Source organism: Bifidobacterium sp. (assembly GCF_051876855.1).
Taxonomy (GTDB): Bacteria; Actinomycetota; Actinomycetes; order Actinomycetales; family Bifidobacteriaceae; genus Bifidobacterium.
The window spans coordinates 1-18,041 of sequence record NZ_JBJEIH010000007.1 but is presented as its reverse complement, the minus strand read 5'-3'; the positions used below and the strand labels follow the sequence as shown (position 1 = coordinate 18,041).

Below are 18,041 nucleotides of genomic sequence, written 5' to 3'. Positions count from 1 at the left end.
GGCTTCGCGCTGGTTGCGGATCATATCAAGTCGGCGTTCGATGGTCGCATCGCCTTCGCCGCACAGGTCGACATAGCGTTTGATGTCCTTGATCGACATTCCACCTGCTTTCAGGCAGCCGATGATGTTGATCATCGGCATGTCTTCATCGCGAAACACGCGCGCCCCGCCGCTGGTCCGCCCCACGAACGGCAGCAGTCCTTCGCTGTCGTAGTAGCGCAGCGTTGAGGTGGATACCCCGAGTTTCTTCGCCATCTGGCCGATGGTGTATGTCGCCATCAGCGACTCCTTTCCAGTAGTACGTACACGCATCTGCCGCCCCGGACGGAACCCCCGGAGCGGCAGAACGGCAATGGCACGGTTCGGTGTCAGCCTTCGACTTCGGACACCTTCACCAACGCCTTGACGACGCGGCGCGCATCCATGTCGGCGTAAGCCTGCGGCACCTCGTCCAGGGTGTACGTCTTGGTGAAGACGCGTCCCGGATGAATGTTGCCGACGAGCACTTCGCGCAACAGACGCTGGCGGGCGTAGGTGCGCACCGGAGCCGGGCCGCCCTTGATGCCGATATTGCGGTAGAAGGTGGCATCCGCCGGAATCTGCACGCCGTGAGGCAGACCCACGCGGCCGACGACGGCACCCGGACGGCCGACACGCAGCGCCGTGTTGAAGGACTGGGCGGAACCGACGCATTCAAGCACGGCATCGGCACCGGAACCCGTGAGCTCCATGACACGCTCGACCGCCGCGTCATCACGCTCGGGCACAATATCGGTGGCGCCGAATTCGCGGGCGATGGCGGCGCGATCCTCGTGACGGCTCATGGAGATGATACGGGTGGCACCCAGTAATTTCGCAGACAACACGCCGCACAGGCCCACGGCGCCGTCGCCGAACACGACGGCGGTGTCGCCTGGCTTTACTTCGGCGCTGACAGCCGCATGATAGCCGGTGCCCATCACGTCGGAGAGGGTCAGCAAATCGGCGAGCATGTCGTCATCGAAATCCTTGGGGCTTGCGGGGGCGCCCGGGATGTCGCCCTTCGCGAGCGCCTCGGAGACGTTCACCAGCGTTCCGTTGGCATGCGGGACATGCAGGTATTCGCTCTGGCAGCCTTCGCCTTCTGCACCACCAAAATAGCCGCCGTTCAGGCAGCTGGATTCAAAGCCGGCTTTGCACGCTGCGCATTCGCCGCAGCTGATGGGGAACGGCACGATGACGAAATCGCCAGGTTTGGCGACGGTCACATCGGCGCCGATTTCAGTCACGACGCCGATGGATTCATGACCGATCGGCGTTCCGGCTGAGTTCGCGTCCTGGCTGCGGTACGGCCACAGATCGGATCCACACACGCAGGTGCGCACGACGCGGATAATCAGGTCGCCTGGGTTCTTGATGGTAGGAATCGGGCGTTCTTCGACGCGCACATCGTGCGGTCCGTAATAGATGGTTGACTTCATGGCTGCTCCTTTGTATTGGGGTATTGCACTGGATTGGATGATGTATCGGTGCCGGTCAGCGGCAGACCGGCGGACGGCTCACGCGTCACGCGGCATACATCACGCGTTGAGCTTGTCGTACTCGGTCTGGTCAAGAAACTCCTGCCAATCGACGACCGACCCGTCCTCGCCGGCCGGCGTGATGGCGATATGAGTGAGCGTGGAATCCGCCGCAGCCCCATGCCAATGACGCACGTTCGGCGGGCAGACCACCACATCGCCGGCGTGCAGTTCGTGGGGCGGCCGCCCCTCCTGCTGCTCCCAGCCGCGACCGGCGGTGACCAGCAGAATCTGCCCCTTGGGGTGCGTATGCCAGCGGTTGTAGCATCCGCGGTCGAAGGTCACATTACCCGCGCCCGCGGCCGGCAGGCCACCAAGCATCTGTAGCCAGGCATGGCCGGTGAAATTCGGCCCGTCCGCCGGTTCACCCAACTCGAAGGGACCATGCACGGGCGCCGGTTCGGTGGCATCGTCGCCGTAGACCTTGCGCACGATACCGAACGCGCTCCACGCTTTCGGCCAGCCTGCGTAGAACGCGAGCTGGGTGACGATCTCCACCATCTCGTCGCGGGTCACGCCGTTCTTCTTAGCCAGCGCGATATGGGATTCCAGTTGTGGGAACAGCCCCTGCGCCATCAATGCCGCGCACGTGACCATGCTGCGGTCGTGCAACGACAGCGAATCCTCGCGGCTCCACACCTCGCCGAACAGTACGTCATCGTTGAGATGCGCGAACACCGGGGCGAGATCGCCAAGATTGTCGCGCCCTGCGGTCTGTTTGATTGCCATGCCCATCACCTTGCCTTCCTGCGGATCGGCTTGTTTCGGATTCCGAATCGTCCCGGTTTCCGGCCGGTTCCTTCCGGCCGGTTTCCTGAAATTCCGTCCGTCGGGTTGCCCGGAACGCTTTCATATCCGCGATGTGATACCTCAACCCTAAAGGTTCAAGTTCACTTGAAGTCAAATGGCGACACGCCGGAATGATCAAGCGACCGTATCCCGCCCCCTCCGTAAGGTGGAGGCATGACAATCACGGTTTCGACGGATGGATCAGCACTAGGCAATCCGAACGGCCCGATGGGGTGGGCATGGGCCGACCATACGCCGCACGCAGGCGGGACTCCCGGGCACGAGCACGAGGGCGATTGCGACGCCGGCGGCGCCTCGAACGGCACCAACCAGATCGGTGAGCTGTGCGCGGTGCTTGAAGCCTTGCGCGCTCATCCAGGCGCTGAGCCGCTCGTGATCGAATCCGACTCGCAGTATGCCATCAACTGTTCCACGACCTGGGTGCGCGGTTGGAAAAAGCACGGTTGGAAGAACTCGCAGGGCAAGCCGGTGAAAAACCGCGAGCTCATCGCCGCCATCGACCGTGAGATCTCGCAACGGCCCGGACCGGTGAAATTCGTGTGGGTCAAGGGGCATAATAACAATCCCGGCAACGAAAAAGTCGACCACCTCGCCCACGGGTATGCGGGCGATTGCCGCAGCGGTGTCAAACCGGGGTATCTGCCGCTTGAAGGCTGGCAGTCGCTGCTCGCCTCGGAATACGCGAAGGGCACCGTCGTGCCCGAAGACGCGCACATGCTGATGGAAGGGAAGATTTCTGCGGCCGAATACCATCTGGGACGCGCCGAAGATACCGGCGGCGTGCCTAGTGCGGATAGCAGGCAACATACAGACAGCAAGCAGATCGCCGGCGGAGGGCCGGTTTTGCGGACGACTTCGGGCACGCGCCACGCCGATTCACTGGCGGAGCGGCTCGCCGAGCCGGAGGGCGTGCCGGATGACTTGCCGGATTATCGCGCCGCTGCGGGCTCCTCGGATGCGGTGAATGCCGAAGATACGGCAACCGCCGCTGCCGGCAAGGGCAATACGGCCTCCGATACCGCATCGGTCTCCGATGTTGCACCAGCCGCCATTGATTCCGCCACTACCACAACCGTCGAGGCCACCGAATCAGGCAACAGCGAGACAGAGACATCCCCCGCTGCCGACCAAGCCGCACCCACGCACAACACCGCCGCCGCATCCGTCACGCCCACATCATCAGGCGCGAACCGTCTACGCCCGGTCCCGGGCCTGACGCTTTCTGGCACGCTACGGTTCTCCCCGCCGCCGTCCAGCAGCCCGACATACAGCGGCGAGCCCCGCCATATTCACGGGCTGGTGGAAATCGACGGATATGTGCAAGGCGACGGCTCCATCGAACTCAACGGCGCCCGATTCATGCTTGGGTAGGCGGGCGGCAGTCAGTGGGACGATGGGCCCGATCTGCGAAGCATCAAAGGTCATCACATCATAGTCACGCTGTAAGCCGAGCCAGAATTGAGGCCGCACCGCGAAATACCGCCGCATCGATACTATAGAAGCAGGCTTCGGCGCATTATGCGAGGCGAAGCGACATCGTGACGGCCGGCCCGGGATCGACCCGCGGCTGGCTGCCATGATGTCTGTCATTCAGCGAGCTCAAAGGAGCATTATGGACAAGGCACAGCAAGACGCATTGAAGAAGGCAGCCGGCATCGAAGCCGCGAAGCTCATCCAGGATGGCATGATCGCCGGTCTCGGCACCGGTTCGACCGTGCGCTTCCTGGTGGACGAGCTCGGCCGCCGCGTACAGGAGGAAGGCCTCAAGTTCACCGGCGTCACCACCTCCCGTCGCACGCAGGAGCAGGCCGAGGGCTACGGCATCAAGATTGTGAACATCGACGATGTGGACCACATCGACATCACCATCGACGGCGCCGACGAGGTCGACAAGAACTTCAACGGCATCAAGGGCGGCGGCGCTGCCCTCCTGTGGGAGAAGATTGTGGCGATCAACTCCAACAAGGTCGTGTGGATCGTCGACCAGTCCAAGGTCGTCGACACCATCGGCAAGTTCCCGCTGCCGGTCGAGGTCATCCCCTTCGGCAATGGCCAGGTGATCCGCAAGTTCGAGGCGAAGGGCTACAAGCCGACGCTGCGCCTGGACGCCGAGGGCAAGCCGGTCCTCACCGACGAGAACGACTACGTGGTGGACCTGCACCTCGGGCGCATCGACCACCCGCAGGAGCTGGCCGAGGATCTCATCCACACCGTGGGCGTGGTGGAGCACGGCTTGTTCCTCAACATGGTCGACCAGGTCATCGTCGGCGATCCGGCGGGCCCGCGCGTGCTCACCAACCCGAATAAGTGAGCGTGTAAATCCTCCCTTTCAAACCCCCGCGGCAACCCACGGGGGTTTCTTTTACGGCCTGAGCGGGTATCTGCGGTACAAATCCGCCAACATACGGCCATTGTCGTCGGGAACTGCCCGAATCCGCCACACATCAGACATAAGAGATTCAGTGGAATGGCTGGGGATACACTGAATAGGGTGCGTTGACGCACATCCGATACGATGCCCTATCGCAGAAAGGCAAACCCGATGACCGACATGACGGCCGACACGGCAGACGAATCCCATTCCATCGACACCATCTGTGTCCAGGGCGGCTGGCAGCCAAAGAACGGCGAGCCCCGCACACCCCCGATCGTCCAGTCCACCACATTCAAATACACGAGCAGCGAGCAGATGTCCCGCTTGTTCGATCTGTCCGAATCCGGGTATTTCTATACCCGCTTGTCCAACCCGACGAACGATGTCGTCGCCAAGAAGATCTGCGAACTCGAGGGCGGCACCGCGGCCATCCTCACGAGCTCCGGCCAAGCGGCGAACTTCTTCGCGCTGTTCAACGTCTGTTCCGCAGGCGACCATATCGTCGCTTCGAACGCCATCTACGGCGGCACGTACAACCTTATCAACGTGACCATGCGCCGCATGGGCATCGACTGCACCTTCGTGCACCCGGACTGCACACCCGAAGAGCTCGACGCCGCGTTCCGCCCCAACACGAAGGCCGTGTTCGGCGAATCCATCGCCAATCCCTCGCTCATGGTGCTTGACTTCGACAAGTTCGCCGCCGCTGCACACAAGCATGGCGTGCCGCTGATCGTCGACAACACCTTCCCGACGCCCGTCAACTGCCGTCCGTTCGAGTACGGCGTCGACATCGTGACGCATTCGACCACCAAGTACATGGATGGCCACGGCTCGTGCGTGGGCGGCGCCATCGTGGATTCCGGCAATTTCGACTGGATGGCCCACGCCGACAAGTTCCCGGGCCTGACTACCCCGGACGATTCCTACCACGGCGTGACCTACGCCAAGGAGTTCGGCAACGGCGGCGCGTTCATCACCAAATGCGTGGCGCAGCTCATGCGTGACTTCGGCTCAATCCCCTCGCCGTTCAACGCGTGGATTCTCGGCCAGAACCTCGAGGATCTGGGGCTGCGCATGCGGCGCCACTGTGAGAACGGCTATCAGGTGGCGAAGTTCCTCAACGAGGATCCACGCATCTCGTGGGTCAACTACCCCGGCCTCGAAACCGACAAATACTATGAGCTCGCGCGCAAGTACATGCCGAACGGCACGTGTGGTGTCATCGCCTTCGGCGTACCCGGGGGCCGCGAGAAAGTCTCCGCGTTCCTCGACCATTTGAAGCTCGTGTCCATCGCCACGCATGTGGCCGATTCGCGCTCGTGCATCCTGTATCCGGCCGGCACTACGCATCGTCAGCTCACCGAGCAGCAGCTCAAGGAGGCGGGCGTCGGCATCGACCTCGTGCGTCTGAGCTGCGGCCTAGAAAACGCCGACGATATCATCGCCGACTTGAAGCAGGCCATGGACGCTGTGCTCTGAATGTCCGTGCGCACGGTCCTGTGTGCAGTAATAACGTGAATAGCCGAACCGCGAACAGATGGCAATCCCGCCCGTTCGCGGTTTTCTTTTCCGGCGTATGGTCACCAAATCAGGTTGCGTATGCCCGGACATTCGCAACCTGACGGATACCAACGGACACCACCTTCTTCCACAGCGTTTCCGCGGGCCCCGCATACCCGGACATACACAACTCGACAGATGCCACCGGGCGCCCTCCCCACTCATGATGATGTGCCCGACGCCGCATGCCCGGACATACACAACTCGACGGATGTCACCGGAGTTCGTCCTCCTCCACAGCAATCCCGCGAGTCCCGTATGCCTTGGCATACACCACTCGACCGTTCCCGCCCAATATCACCGCCGACGATGCGGCTCTCCCGGATCACGCATGCCCGGACATACACGGCTCGACGGATACCACCGGATACCATCATCTTCCAAGGCATTTCCACGGGTCGCGTACACCCGGACATACGCAACTCAACGGATACCACCGGAGTCCGCCCTCCCCCACAGCAATCCCACGGGTCGTGCATGCCCGGACATACACAACATGCCTATGCGTCCTCTTGTCAACCGGTTACGCCGAAGCCGCGTCCGGGGGTTATTGGCCAAAATGTGTGTCCGGACGTCACCAGCTCCCGACAGACGCTCCGGCAAGGCAAAGAAAAAGCCCCTCCGAAGAGGGGCCTGAGCTGTGAGCTACTCGCAATGTATTACGCGAGGCTTCACCGGTGCAACTACTTGCGCTGGTGACGAGTCTTACGCAGCAGTTTGCGGTGCTTCTTCTTGCTCATCCGCTTGCGGCGCTTCTTGATGACGGAACCCATCTGAAGCCTCCATTCCTATTACCGAAAGATTGCAACTCGCCTAATACTACACGCATTCAGCGACTTTGGATAACGACATTCCGACGGCACACGCGAAAGCGCGCTGTACCTTCGTCACAGCGGGAATTTCTGGCAGAAAGTCGTTACCGCCTCGCTCGGACCGTTCGCCTGGAACACCGCGGTATCGTTGAGCCAGACAGCGACCGCTTTCTTGCTGTCGGAGGCGTCCTTGCGAATCACATAGCTGCCGGTAGTCTTGCCGCTGACCTTGACATTGCCGGATGCGATCTCGTCGCCAGTCAGCGAGGCGGTCAACGTCTCATACTGCTTTTTCGCATCATCTGCACTGGACCATTGTGCGGTAATCAGTGAGATGTTCTTTGTGTCATCCCCAGTGGAATACGTCATCGTGTACTCTTCCAGCGGTGACGTGGATGTCCAGTTCGCGCTCGGATTGGCGTCGGTACGCGCATAATTGACCACGCTGTCCGGCATGGCTTTCAGCAAACTGGTCGCGTCAGCGGGCAAGGCCTTCGCGGAAATGGTCGGAGTCGATGGAGCTTTTGCACTCGCTGACTTCTTGCCGCTCGCCGTCGAGCTGGTGGTCGGCGCACTCGCCGGTGTCGTCGTCTTGTTGAGCGCCCAGCCGGGCCAGATGAATGCCGACAGCAATGCCAGCACGATAACCACCGCCGCCACTGCGATCACCGCGGTGAGCTTGCCATGGGATGAGGATTGTTGAGTGTTCGCCATACGGTTTATTCTCGCACAGCGGCATGACGCGTGCCTGGCACCATCGGGAACGCACGTTGAGCCCGCCGCGCAATGTCGCGAAAGTTCGGTAGCTTCGGCACTATGGCAAAGACTACGACGCAGTACGTGTGCACAGAATGCGGCTGGAACGGCCCCAAATGGTACGGACGCTGCCCAGAATGCGGCCAATGGGGCACGGTCGAGGAGTTCCATGAGGCGCGTCCCGCCGCAAAATCGCGCACCGCCGCCCCCGGGCGCACCTCGCGCACGCAGGCGCAGACCGTGGTGGGCGAGGGTACGGTCAAGCCAATCAGCGAAGTCGGCACGGAAAGCGTCGCCCGCATCCCCACCGGATTCGGCGAATTCGACCGTGTGCTAGGCGGCGGCATCGTCCCCGGTTCTGTCGTTCTGGTCGCCGGCGAGCCAGGTATCGGCAAATCAACGCTGCTGCTTGAAACCGCGGGAAATGTGGCGCGCGCGAACCCGGATGGCACCGTGCTGTACCTGTCAGGCGAGGAATCGCAGGCGCAGGTGCGCATGCGCGCCTCACGTATCGATGCGGTGCAGGACAATCTCCTGCTAGCCTCCACCACTGATCTGGCCACCGTTTTGGGTCTGATCGCCCAGGAGCATCCGCGGCTCGCCATCGTGGATTCCGCGCAGACCATCGTCTCCCAGGATGTCGATGGCATCTCGGGCGGTTCCACCCAGGTGCGCGAGGTCGCGAGCGCGCTTATCGACACCGCGAAAACCCTTGATATCCCTATTGTCCTAGTCGGTCACGTCACCAAGGACGGTTCGATTGCAGGGCCGCGCACGTTGGAGCATCTGGTCGACGTGGTCTGCCAGTTCGAAGGCGATACTCAAACCGCGCTGCGCATGCTGCACGCGGTGAAAAACCGGTTCGGTCCCACCGATGAGGTCGGCTGTTTCGATATGAGCGGCGAGGGCATCGAAGAGGTGGCCGACCCTTCCGGGCTGTTCCTGTCTGCTTCGCAGGAGACGGTGGATGGCACATGCGTGACCTTCACCTTGGACGGGCATCGCAGCCTGCCGATCGAGTTGCAGGCGCTCGTCACGAAATCCGTGTTGCCCACCCCGCGTCGTGCGGTCAACGGTGTAGACGGGAACCGTCTGGCGATGCTCACTGCGGTCTTGTACCGTCATGGCAAGGTGAATCTGCTTGCCAACGACGTCTATGTCTCGACCATCGCGGGGGCATCTGCCAAAGAACCGGCATGCGATCTGGCGATTGTGGCGGCATTGGCGAGCGCGGCGACCGGCACACCAATAGCACGGTCGACCTGCGCGATCGGGGAGATATCGCTGACTGGGCAGGTGCGACCTGTCCCCCAGCTCATCCATCGGTTGAACGAGGCGGCACGGCTCGGGTTCACACGTGCCGTGGTTCCGGCGACCCGTTCGGGCAAGCGGCGGGGAGGCTCCGCGCCAAAGGGGATTGAATTGGTCGAGGTGACGTCGTTGCGGGATGCGTTGGACGCATTGGGGCTCACGAAGCGCCGGTGAGAGACGGTTGCCGATGTATCAGCGGCAACAGCCCTGTCAGGCCTGCCGGGCGGCTTCCGCAGCCTGCTTGGCGTTGACCGCAAGCTCAGCTTTCAGCGCGTCCACGGAATCGAATTTGATTTGCGGGCGCAGAAATCCGGTGAATTCAATGCGGACGCGATGCCCGTACAGGTCAAGCCAGTCATCGGTTACCGCATAGGCTTCGACGACACGCTCCGGCTCGCCGGCTTCGGCTTCGAATGTGGGTTTGGTGCCGATGGAGATGGCCGCCGGCCAACGGTATGGCGAATGCTGGGCAAGTCGCGATCGAATGGAAGCGAGATCCAGCGGCTGCGGGATGCTTGCGGCGGGCGTGGTGCCGCCCGTAATCGTAGCATCGGGCCGAGCAGCGTCTTGTGACGCCTGATCCGCCGCATCTGCTGACGCCGTCGAATCCTGCGCGTCATCGCCGTTCTTAGGCTCGCCCAGGTCAACCAGCCACCCCGCGTACACGCCGTCGACCGGAAGGAATTCGTCAATCGGCGTGTCCAGGTTCGCTGTCGGGAAGCCGATACCGCGACCGCGCTGTTCGCCGTGAACAACCGTGCCTTCGATGGCATGAGGCGCGCCCAGAATGGCGTTCGCATCCTTGATCCGCCCTTGGGACAGCAGATACCGCACATTCGAGGAGCTCCACACTCTCGCCTCTTTGGCTTGATGCTTCTTGCTCCACGCACGCAGCTGGGCCTTGGTCATGCCGGCGGTCGGGTCTTTCGGCTCGCCTGGTGCCTCAGGCACAGTGTACGCGGCATCCTGCGGGATGCGCGTGTATCCGGGCCCGCGGTCGTCAACAATATCCAGTTCGAACACACCGGTGGCGAACGCAAGGTTCTCGATGGCTTTCACATCGCCGGTGCGGCCAGCCCCCATATGCGCGTCCTGCCCTAGCACGAGGGTGCGCATACCGAGTTTGCCGACCAGCTGGCCGAGGAAGAAACGGAAGGATTTCGCGGCGAACGCGAGCGTATACCGCACGAGCAGCACGTGGTCCACACCCAGTTCGTCCATGACGCGCAGCCGTTGGTCGACGCCCATAAGCCGCTCGGGATCGGCGATATCCGCCGGCGGCTGCTGCCCCTGATGAGTTTTTGCGTACTGATGGACGACACTCGGCCGCGGGTCGAACAGGATGACCACCGAGAAGGCGTTGTTGCGCTTAGCCAATTCAACGGTTCTTCCAATCACCGCACGGTGCCCCTGATGCATGCCGTCGAAGGATCCGACCGTGACGACGGATTTACGGTTGACGCTCAGGGTTGGCCAATTGACCAGTCCGTTGGCGTCGGGAACCAGATTGGTGATGTTCATGCTGTTCCTCTTATCGTTGTCCCGAAACTCTTGGATGTCTTGGTTGTGATGTCTTCGATGTGTTGGATATCTTGGATTGCCGCGTCCACTCTAGCAAAATGTCAGGCGGCGGGGAAGACCACCGTCGGGTGCGATCGCGTCGGTGTTCCGCTGTCGGGAACGATGATGGCGACCACGTCTTCACTGGTATCTGTCGGATGCGCGATGGCGGCCGTGGCGTCTGCTACGGGGACGCCGATGCTGCGCCCGTACCGCAGATCTTGCGCCTGCTTGTCACTGACATCCACGACGGGCATGGTCATGCGTGCGGCCTGTCCCATGGTCAGGGCGGCGTCAAGGAGCTGTTCCTTCGTAGTGTCTAGGCGGGCTCTCATGCGGGTTTCGTGCCGTCCGTCGCGCGTGGTGAAGCTATGTTCCTCGCCGCGGGCGGGCAAGACATGCGGTCCTTCGAGGCTGAACGCGCCGACATGGGTACGCCGCAACCGGGTGAGGTATCCGCCGACCCCTAGGATATGGCCCAAATCGCGGGCGAGCGCCCGAATATACGTTCCCGCAGAGCAGGTGACACGTACATCGACATCCCGTGTGCCCTGTGCCGCATCCGGTTCATGGACGGCGAGCACGTCGAAGCTGTCGATGGTCACCTGGCGAGGTTCAAGGGCCACCTCCTGGCCTTCGCGGGCGAGATCATACGCGTGTTTGCCGTTGATTTTCACCGCGGAATACGCGCTGGGGACCTGGCTGATCTCACCCAGCAGGTGGGTGCTGACGGCCTGTTCAATCGCCTCCCGGGAAAGCGCGGCGACTTGTGCACGCACGTGTTCGCGCTCCTCAGCCGGCCACGTGATGATTTCGCCTTCGGCGTCCTCGGTGGTGGTGCGCAGCCCCAGCCGGATGGTCGCCTCATAGGTTTTTCGATGGTCGACGATGTAATTGAGCAGCCGGGTGGCGTGTCCGAACCCGACAACCAGCACTCCGGTGGCCATCGGGTCAAGCGTGCCGGCGTGGCCGACGCGTTTCACGTGAAGCACTGACCGCACCGCGGCGACGACGTCATGGCTCGTGACACCTTGCGGCTTGTCAATGACGATGAGGCCGTCAGGCATCCTGCCCGCCTGTCAGCCCGCTGTCGGTATCGTCATGTTCGTCGCCGGTATCGACGGCGTCGTCGGATTCCTCACCGTAGTTGTCGTCGTCATAAGCATCGTACTCGTCATCTTCGGCCCAGCGGTTCTCCCGCTCCTCAGGATGCTTGTATGGATCGGCCTCGCCGGCGTACTGGGCGTGTTCGCGGCTTTTCGCGAGTTCCTCGTCACGACGACGGGCGGTGACCAGAATATCTTCGATTTCGGTCGCCTCTCCCGGCACCTCGTCGAACTTGAACTTGAGTTCCGGGGTAAGTCGCAGCCCCGCCTTGCGACCTACCAGCGTGCGCAGACGGCCTTTCGCCTGATTGAGCGCCTGCTGGGCGCGCTTGCGTTCACCCTGCTCCTTGCCGTCGTGGCCGAGCTGGGTCCAGTAGATGGTAGCGATCTGCAAATCGTTGGTGACCCGCACGTCGGTGATGGTCACGCTGTGGAGCCGTTCGTCGTGCAGCTGGCGTTCCAACGCGGATGCGACCACACGCTGGATGAGCGCCGCGATGCGCGCCGCCCGTGGATTCGTCCCTGCCAATGGTGTTCCTTTCTAAGAGTTCTAGGAGCCGGTCTGTTCGAGGCCGGTCTGATACGTTCGTTGGTTTGATATTCCCACAGCCCAGTCACGTGTGCCTGTTTCAGGCTGAGGGCGTAACCGCCCGCGGGCAGTCTTCATGTCTTCAGTTGTGCAACAGGCCAGTGCGCCATGGAGTGCACTGGCCTGTTACCTGGTGTTCCGAACCGTTGTGGGCGGCCTGGGCCGTCCGTCGCGGCTACTTGCGTTCGATTTCGCGCATCTCGAAGGTCTCGATGATGTCGCCGATCTCGATGTCGTTGAAGGTGCCGAGGTTGATACCGGCCTCGTAGCCTTCCTTGACCGACTGGACGTCGTCCTTGAAACGACGCAGCGAGGAAATCTCCAAGTCGTTGACCGTGGCGACCCCGTTGCGCAGGATGCGGCACTTCGTACCACGCTTGACCTCGCCGTCCTGAACCATGACGCCGGCGATGTTGCCGAACTTGGAGGAACGGAAGATTTCGCGGATCTCGGAGTGCGAGGTGACGACCTCTTCGTATTCGGGCTTGAGCATGCCCTTCAAGGAGGCTTCGACATCCTCGATGGCCTTGTAGATGATCGAGTAGTACTTGATCTCCACGCCTTCGCGTTCCGCCAGATCGGCGACCTGACGGTTCGGGCGCACGTTGAAGCCGATGATGACGGCCTTGTCGACGCTCGCCAGGTTGACATCGTTCTGCGTGATGGCACCGACACCGCGGTGGATGACCTGGATGCCGACTTCCTCGGACACATCGATCTTCATGAGCGAATCCTCGAGGGCCTCGACAGAGCCGGAGGAATCGCCCTTGATGACGATATTGAGCATATCCACTTCGGACTTGGCGAACTGCTCCTTGAGGCTTTCGAGCGAAACCACCTTGCGGCGCTTGGCCAGCTGGGCCGCGCGTTCGGTGGCCTGACGCTTCTCAGCGATCTGGCGTGCCGCACGGTCGTCAGGGGCGACCAGGAACAGGTCACCTGCGGTCGGCACAGAAGTCAGGCCAAGCACCTGGACAGGCGTGGACGGGCCGGCGGCCTTCATATGATTGCCGTTCTCGTCGAGCATGGCACGCACGCGGCCGTAGGATGTACCGGCCACGATGGCGTCACCCACATGGAGGGTGCCGGACTGCACGAGCACAGTCGCCACAGCGCCGCGACCCTTGTCGAGTCGGGCTTCAACGGTGGCACCTCGGGCGTCCATATCGGGGTTGGCCCGCAGATCAAGCTCCGCGTCGGCGGTGAGCAGCACCGCTTCGAGCAGCTTGTCGACATTCGTGCCCTGCTTTGCGGAGATGTCGACGAACATAGTGTTGCCGCCATACTCCTCCGGCACGAGGCCGAATTCGGTGAGCTGTCCGCGCACACGCTCCGGGTTGGCGCCCGGCTTATCAATCTTGTTGACCGCGACCACAATCGGAACGTTCGCCGCCTGCGCGTGGTTGATTGCCTCAACGGTCTGGGGCATGACGCCGTCATCCGCGGCGACCACGAGGATCGCGATATCGGTGAGTTCGGCGCCACGGGCACGCATAGCGGTGAAGGCTTCGTGGCCAGGGGTATCAAGGAAGGTGATCTTGCGCGATTCGCCGTCAAGCTTGACCGTCACCTGGTATGCGCCGATGCGCTGGGTAATGCCGCCGGCCTCACGAGCAACCACGTTGGTCTTGCGGATGGTGTCCAGCAAGCGGGTCTTACCGTGATCGACATGGCCCATGACCGTGACCACAGGCGGACGCGGCTTGAGGTTCTCGTCGTCCTGCAGCTCTTCTTCATCAAGGTCGATGTCGAACTGCTGCAGCAGCTCCTTGTCTTCCTCTTCAGCGGAGACGATCTTGATGTTCCAGCCGATTTCCTCACCGAGAATCTGGAATGTCGCCTCATCGAGGGACTGGGTCGCCGTGGCCATCTCACCGAGATGGAACAGGACTGTGACGAGCGCCGCCGGATTGACGTTGATTTTCTCAGCGAGATCGGCGAGGGACGCGCCTTGGCGCAGACGCACGGTCTGGCCGTTGCCTGCGGGGATGCGCACACCGGCGATGACCGGGGCCTTCATCTCCTGATATTCATGACGCTTCGCGAGACGGTTCTTACGCGCCTTCGAGGACTTGCCGCCCTGACGACCGAATGCACCCGCAGCGCCACCACGGCCACGGCCGCCGCCACGGGACGGACCGGCATTGCCACCGTTCTGGAAGCCACCACCGAAATGATTACCGCTTCCGCCACGGTTGGCGCCGGCACCTTGGCCTGGACGATGCTGGCCCCACTGCCCCGGACGAGCACCGCGGCCATTGCCGAAACCATTGCGGCCGCCACGACCGCGGCCTCCACGACCACCTTCGACAGTCGGGCGCGCCATGGGGTGCGGACGCGGGATGTCACCCGGAGTGGGCACGTGCATGCCCTGCTTGCGGCTGAACGGATTGTTGCCCGGACGTGGACCAGGAGTCGCGGCATGCGGAGCTCCGGAACGCTGTTGCGACGCGGCGCCTTGGGCTCCGCGCGGCGAGTGCGGACCATTGGCCCCTGGACGAGGACCATTGCGACGCGGATTATGACCCGGACGGCCTTGCTCGCCGTTACGGGAATTGCGCCCCTCACGGTTGTCACGACGGTCGTCGCGACGCTGGGGACGGTCGGGACGGCCACCCTGCTGGGAACGCTGGCCGGCATGCGGCCCCGGATGCGGTGCACCCGGCTTTGGCACATGCAGATGCGCCGGCCCCGGTTTTGCGGCATTGACTTCACTTGAAGTCTGCGACTGCTCCTGATGATGCTCGGAGTGCTGCGGACGCGGTGCAGCCTTTGCACCTTGCTTCTTATCGTTTGGCTTATTGGATGCATCCTGCTTCGGGAAGGATGCCTTCAGACGACGAACGACCGGCGCCTCCACGGTAGAGGACGCGGACTTGACGAACTCCCCCATGTCCTTGAGCTTCTCAAGGACGGTTTTGCTGTCAACGCCAAGCTCCTTGGCCAGTTCATATACGCGCTGTTTTGCCACTCAGTTTTCTCCTATTCCGTGACTGCGCGCATATGCGCAGTCACACTTCGATGATGGCGAGCTTACCTTGTCTCATCGTGCGACCATGATCTGTTACCTCGTCTCCGTGTCACGGCCCGGAAGTATGGACTGCCGGGCCCGGATTGCCGCAATCCAGCATACCGGAGACTGTGGATTGCGGCGCGAGCCGTGTCTACTTGTTTTCAGCCGATTGCGACGTGCCGTCCTCGGCTGCCCGTTCGGCGGCGAGCTTCGCCTTATGCTGCTCGGCGGACTCGATGCCGATCTTCCAACCGGTCAGCTTCGCGGCGAGACGGGCGTTCTGTCCTTCCTTGCCAATGGCGAGCGACAGCTGGTCATCATGGATGAACGCGATGGCGGTCTTGTTCTTCTCACTGATGACCTGCACATCCGTCGCAACCGCAGGGGACAGCGCCGACGCCACAAACTTCGCAGGATCGGCGGACCAATCGACGATATCGATCTTCTCGTGGCCGAGATTCTCCATGACGGCACGCACTCTGGAACCCGCAGGGCCGATCAGCGCGCCCTTCGGATTGACGCCGTCGGTGTTCGCCTTGACCGCGATCTTGGTGCGGGCGCCCGCTTCACGTGCAATCGCCATGATGGACACGGCGCCGGAAACCAGCTCAGGCACCTCACGCTCGAACAGACGACGGACAAGTTCGGGGTGGGAACGGGAAACAACGATCTCCGGTCCACGCAGGCCACGGGATACATTGACCACATACACGCGCAGACGTTCGCCGTGGCGGTACCGCTCGCCCGGCACCTGCTCGCGACGGGGAAGCAATGCCTCGACATCGCCGACGGCGATATGCACATTGCTCGGGTCCTTTGCATCCTGCTGGACGATACCGGTAATCAGCTTGCCCTTCTGCCCCGCGAAGGCGCCAAGCACACGGTCATCCTCAGCCTTGCGGAACAGCTGGCTGATGACCTGACGCGCCGTCGCGGCGGCGAGACGACCGAAATCATGCGGGGTGTCGTCATACTCCTCCCCCAACTTCGGCGCCGGATGAGGGTCATCCTCGGTCGGCTCAACCGGAATCTCGTCCTGAGCCCAGATCGTGAACGTGCCTGCACGCTCATCAAGCTCGACGCGGGCGTGCTTCGCCGCGTGCGGTGTTTTGAGATAAGCCAGTCGCAATGCCTCGGAAAGTGCATCATCCAGCGTCTCGGCGTCAATTCCCTGACCAGCTGCCAGCTGGTGAATACCTGCCAGGTCCAGTTCCATCCTGCAAGACCTCCTATGTGAAGTTATTACCGAGCGCTTTGCCCAATTAGTCACAGTTACGTACTACTTTAGATGATTATGCAGACACGCAGCCCTCTCCTTCGCCGTGCGCGCACTATCGCCAAATACGCCGCCACATGCGTTGCCGCAATCGCGGCGATGACTGCCATGACTGCATGCTCATCACCAAGAATTGCAGGACGAGCCGAATCGGAATACCAAGAAACCGACTGCGAGCGCTCCTACCGCTCCGCCACCGACAATGACTCCCGCGCACAACACGGGCCGATCATCGTCAGATACTTGGCGTCATCCCAGTCGGCGCAAGACTGGCAGACCGTCGCGGCGGCATGTCCGCAACGCATCTCAGAAGGGGTCATCCGCAGCGCGCAAGCCCAATGGCTGGCCAACAATCTCGCGCAAAGCATCTCGCAGACCTACACGGCGAGCGCCAACGACGGCAACGCCCTGCGCAGACAGCGTCTCGACGGGCTTACGGCACTGCCATTGAGCAAGGAGATTCTGCGCAAACTCGCGCTTGCCGAAGACCGCGCAGGTTCCGCATTGCAAGTGCTCGCCGCCAAAGGGGTGGCCGGCGCGACCCTCACCGCAAGCGACAACCATCATGCCGCCGGGTCGCAGTTGATGTCCATTGCGGGCAATACCGGCGATTTGCGGCAAAAAGAATACGACATCACCGATTTGCTCGCCAATCCGAGCACCGCGACCGACCAATCGACCGGATTGCAGGCCTCCACGGTATCCATCATCGAAATCGACTGCGCGTTGGAGGAGTTGGCCGCCCTCGCATCCCCCGACAACACCGTCTCCAACACCGGCGCCACAGCGGCCAGCACCCGCACCGATCAGATGCTCGTGTTGGTGCGTCTGATTACCGGGCATTGCTATGAGGCGTTCGCGCAAGGCTACCCGAGCGTCGATTTTGCGGTATTCGCAAGCAGCAGCAAGCAATGACCCCGCATCTGGCACAGTTCGCGATCCCGATACCCACGACTCGATATTACCTTTCGGCTGACCCTTGTCGCGATCCCGTACCCACGACTCAATAAACCGTGGGGGTCAGATGAATCTGGCCGGCCCATCGGTCTTCTACGTATCTGTAGATCTGTATACCTGAAAATCTGAAAATCTCGCCGAAAGTCCTGTGCGAGAGAGATTTTTCGAACAATCTCTGAATATCTCTCCGATAATGCGAAATCCGCGACTTTTTCAGGACCGCCCGATGACGCGACGAAGGCACGATAAGTTAGAATCGTTGAAATTTCAAGCTTCTGATAATCCTGCCGGCATGGTAACATCGTGCTGAAATCTCAATATCTCCCAGAGACGGCCACCGACGCGAGATATTGAG

15 protein-coding genes are annotated in these 18,041 nt (G+C 61.9%); 5 read left to right on the top strand and 10 right to left on the bottom strand.

What is annotated here, in order from left to right; genetic code table 11:
- The 3 genes from ACI38B_RS00185 to ACI38B_RS00175 all read right to left on the bottom strand — a co-directional run.
- Positions 1–279: MerR family transcriptional regulator (locus ACI38B_RS00185; RefSeq protein ID WP_439729031.1), on the bottom strand; the 279-nt coding region annotated here is incomplete at its 3' end.
- Between the two features lie 89 nt (positions 280–368).
- Positions 369–1,460 carry a zinc-dependent alcohol dehydrogenase family protein gene (locus ACI38B_RS00180; protein WP_439729030.1) on the bottom strand — a complete coding sequence of 364 codons (1,092 nt, stop codon included), beginning with the start codon at positions 1,458–1,460 and terminating at the stop codon, positions 369–371.
- Positions 1,461–1,559: 99 nt separating this feature from the next.
- A complete protein-coding gene (locus ACI38B_RS00175) occupies positions 1,560–2,288 on the bottom strand; it encodes a carboxymuconolactone decarboxylase family protein (RefSeq protein ID WP_439729029.1) in 729 nt (242 codons plus the stop codon).
- 234 nt (positions 2,289–2,522) lie between these two features.
- Here ACI38B_RS00175 and ACI38B_RS00170 point away from each other — a divergent pair, with 234 nt between their 5' ends.
- The 3 genes from ACI38B_RS00170 to ACI38B_RS00160 all read left to right on the top strand — a co-directional run bounded on the left by ACI38B_RS00170 (position 2,523) and on the right by ACI38B_RS00160 (position 6,225).
- Positions 2,523–3,740, top strand: coding sequence for a ribonuclease H family protein (locus ACI38B_RS00170; protein WP_439729028.1), 1,218 nt, complete (start codon positions 2,523–2,525; stop codon positions 3,738–3,740).
- Positions 3,741–3,981: 241 nt separating this feature from the next.
- Positions 3,982–4,680: a ribose-5-phosphate isomerase RpiA gene (rpiA, locus tag ACI38B_RS00165; protein WP_015450935.1), complete on the top strand. Its 699-nt coding sequence runs from the start codon at positions 3,982–3,984 to the stop codon at positions 4,678–4,680.
- A gap of 231 nt (positions 4,681–4,911) precedes the next feature.
- Positions 4,912–6,225: an O-acetylhomoserine aminocarboxypropyltransferase/cysteine synthase family protein gene (locus tag ACI38B_RS00160; protein ID WP_439729027.1), complete on the top strand. Its 1,314-nt coding sequence runs from the start codon at positions 4,912–4,914 to the stop codon at positions 6,223–6,225.
- A 764-nt stretch (positions 6,226–6,989) separates the two neighbouring features.
- On the opposite strand, the gene ACI38B_RS00155 is transcribed toward ACI38B_RS00160, so the two are convergent.
- Both ACI38B_RS00155 and ACI38B_RS00150 read right to left on the bottom strand, forming a co-directional pair.
- Positions 6,990–7,079 (bottom strand): 30S ribosomal protein bS22, encoded by a 90-nt coding sequence (locus tag ACI38B_RS00155; RefSeq protein ID WP_004268639.1) that lies wholly within the window; start codon positions 7,077–7,079, stop codon positions 6,990–6,992.
- A 114-nt stretch (positions 7,080–7,193) separates the two neighbouring features.
- Positions 7,194–7,832: a hypothetical protein gene (locus tag ACI38B_RS00150; protein ID WP_439729026.1), complete on the bottom strand. Its 639-nt coding sequence runs from the start codon at positions 7,830–7,832 to the stop codon at positions 7,194–7,196.
- 102 nt (positions 7,833–7,934) lie between these two features.
- On the opposite strand from ACI38B_RS00150, the gene radA reads away from it, so the two are divergent.
- Positions 7,935–9,359 (top strand): DNA repair protein RadA, encoded by a 1,425-nt coding sequence (gene radA / locus ACI38B_RS00145; RefSeq protein WP_439729025.1) that lies wholly within the window; start codon positions 7,935–7,937, stop codon positions 9,357–9,359.
- Positions 9,360–9,395: 36 nt separating this feature from the next.
- Here the strand turns inward: radA and ribF are convergent, their stop codons facing one another.
- The 5 genes from ribF to nusA all read right to left on the bottom strand — a co-directional run bounded on the left by ribF (position 9,396) and on the right by nusA (position 16,669).
- On the bottom strand, positions 9,396–10,706 hold the full coding sequence (gene ribF, locus ACI38B_RS00140; protein WP_439729024.1) for a bifunctional riboflavin kinase/FMN adenylyltransferase: 1,311 nt from the start codon (positions 10,704–10,706) through the stop codon (positions 9,396–9,398).
- A gap of 101 nt (positions 10,707–10,807) precedes the next feature.
- Positions 10,808–11,812, bottom strand: a complete 1,005-nt coding sequence (truB, locus tag ACI38B_RS00135) for a tRNA pseudouridine(55) synthase TruB (RefSeq protein ID WP_439729023.1) — start codon at positions 11,810–11,812, stop codon at positions 10,808–10,810.
- On the bottom strand, positions 11,805–12,380 hold the full coding sequence (gene rbfA, locus ACI38B_RS00130) for a 30S ribosome-binding factor RbfA (RefSeq protein ID WP_044091633.1): 576 nt from the start codon (positions 12,378–12,380) through the stop codon (positions 11,805–11,807). Before rbfA ends, truB begins: the two co-directional genes overlap by 8 nt.
- A gap of 235 nt (positions 12,381–12,615) precedes the next feature.
- Positions 12,616–15,411 carry a translation initiation factor IF-2 gene (gene infB / locus ACI38B_RS00125; RefSeq protein ID WP_439729022.1) on the bottom strand — a complete coding sequence of 932 codons (2,796 nt, stop codon included), beginning with the start codon at positions 15,409–15,411 and terminating at the stop codon, positions 12,616–12,618.
- A 193-nt stretch (positions 15,412–15,604) separates the two neighbouring features.
- Entirely contained in the window at positions 15,605–16,669 is a 1,065-nt protein-coding gene (gene nusA, locus ACI38B_RS00120; RefSeq protein WP_015450944.1) for a transcription termination factor NusA, read from the bottom strand.
- A gap of 72 nt (positions 16,670–16,741) precedes the next feature.
- Here nusA and ACI38B_RS00115 point away from each other — a divergent pair, with 72 nt between their 5' ends.
- Positions 16,742–17,644: a hypothetical protein gene (locus ACI38B_RS00115; RefSeq protein ID WP_439729021.1), complete on the top strand. Its 903-nt coding sequence runs from the start codon at positions 16,742–16,744 to the stop codon at positions 17,642–17,644.
- The last annotated feature ends 397 nt before the right edge of the window (positions 17,645–18,041 follow it).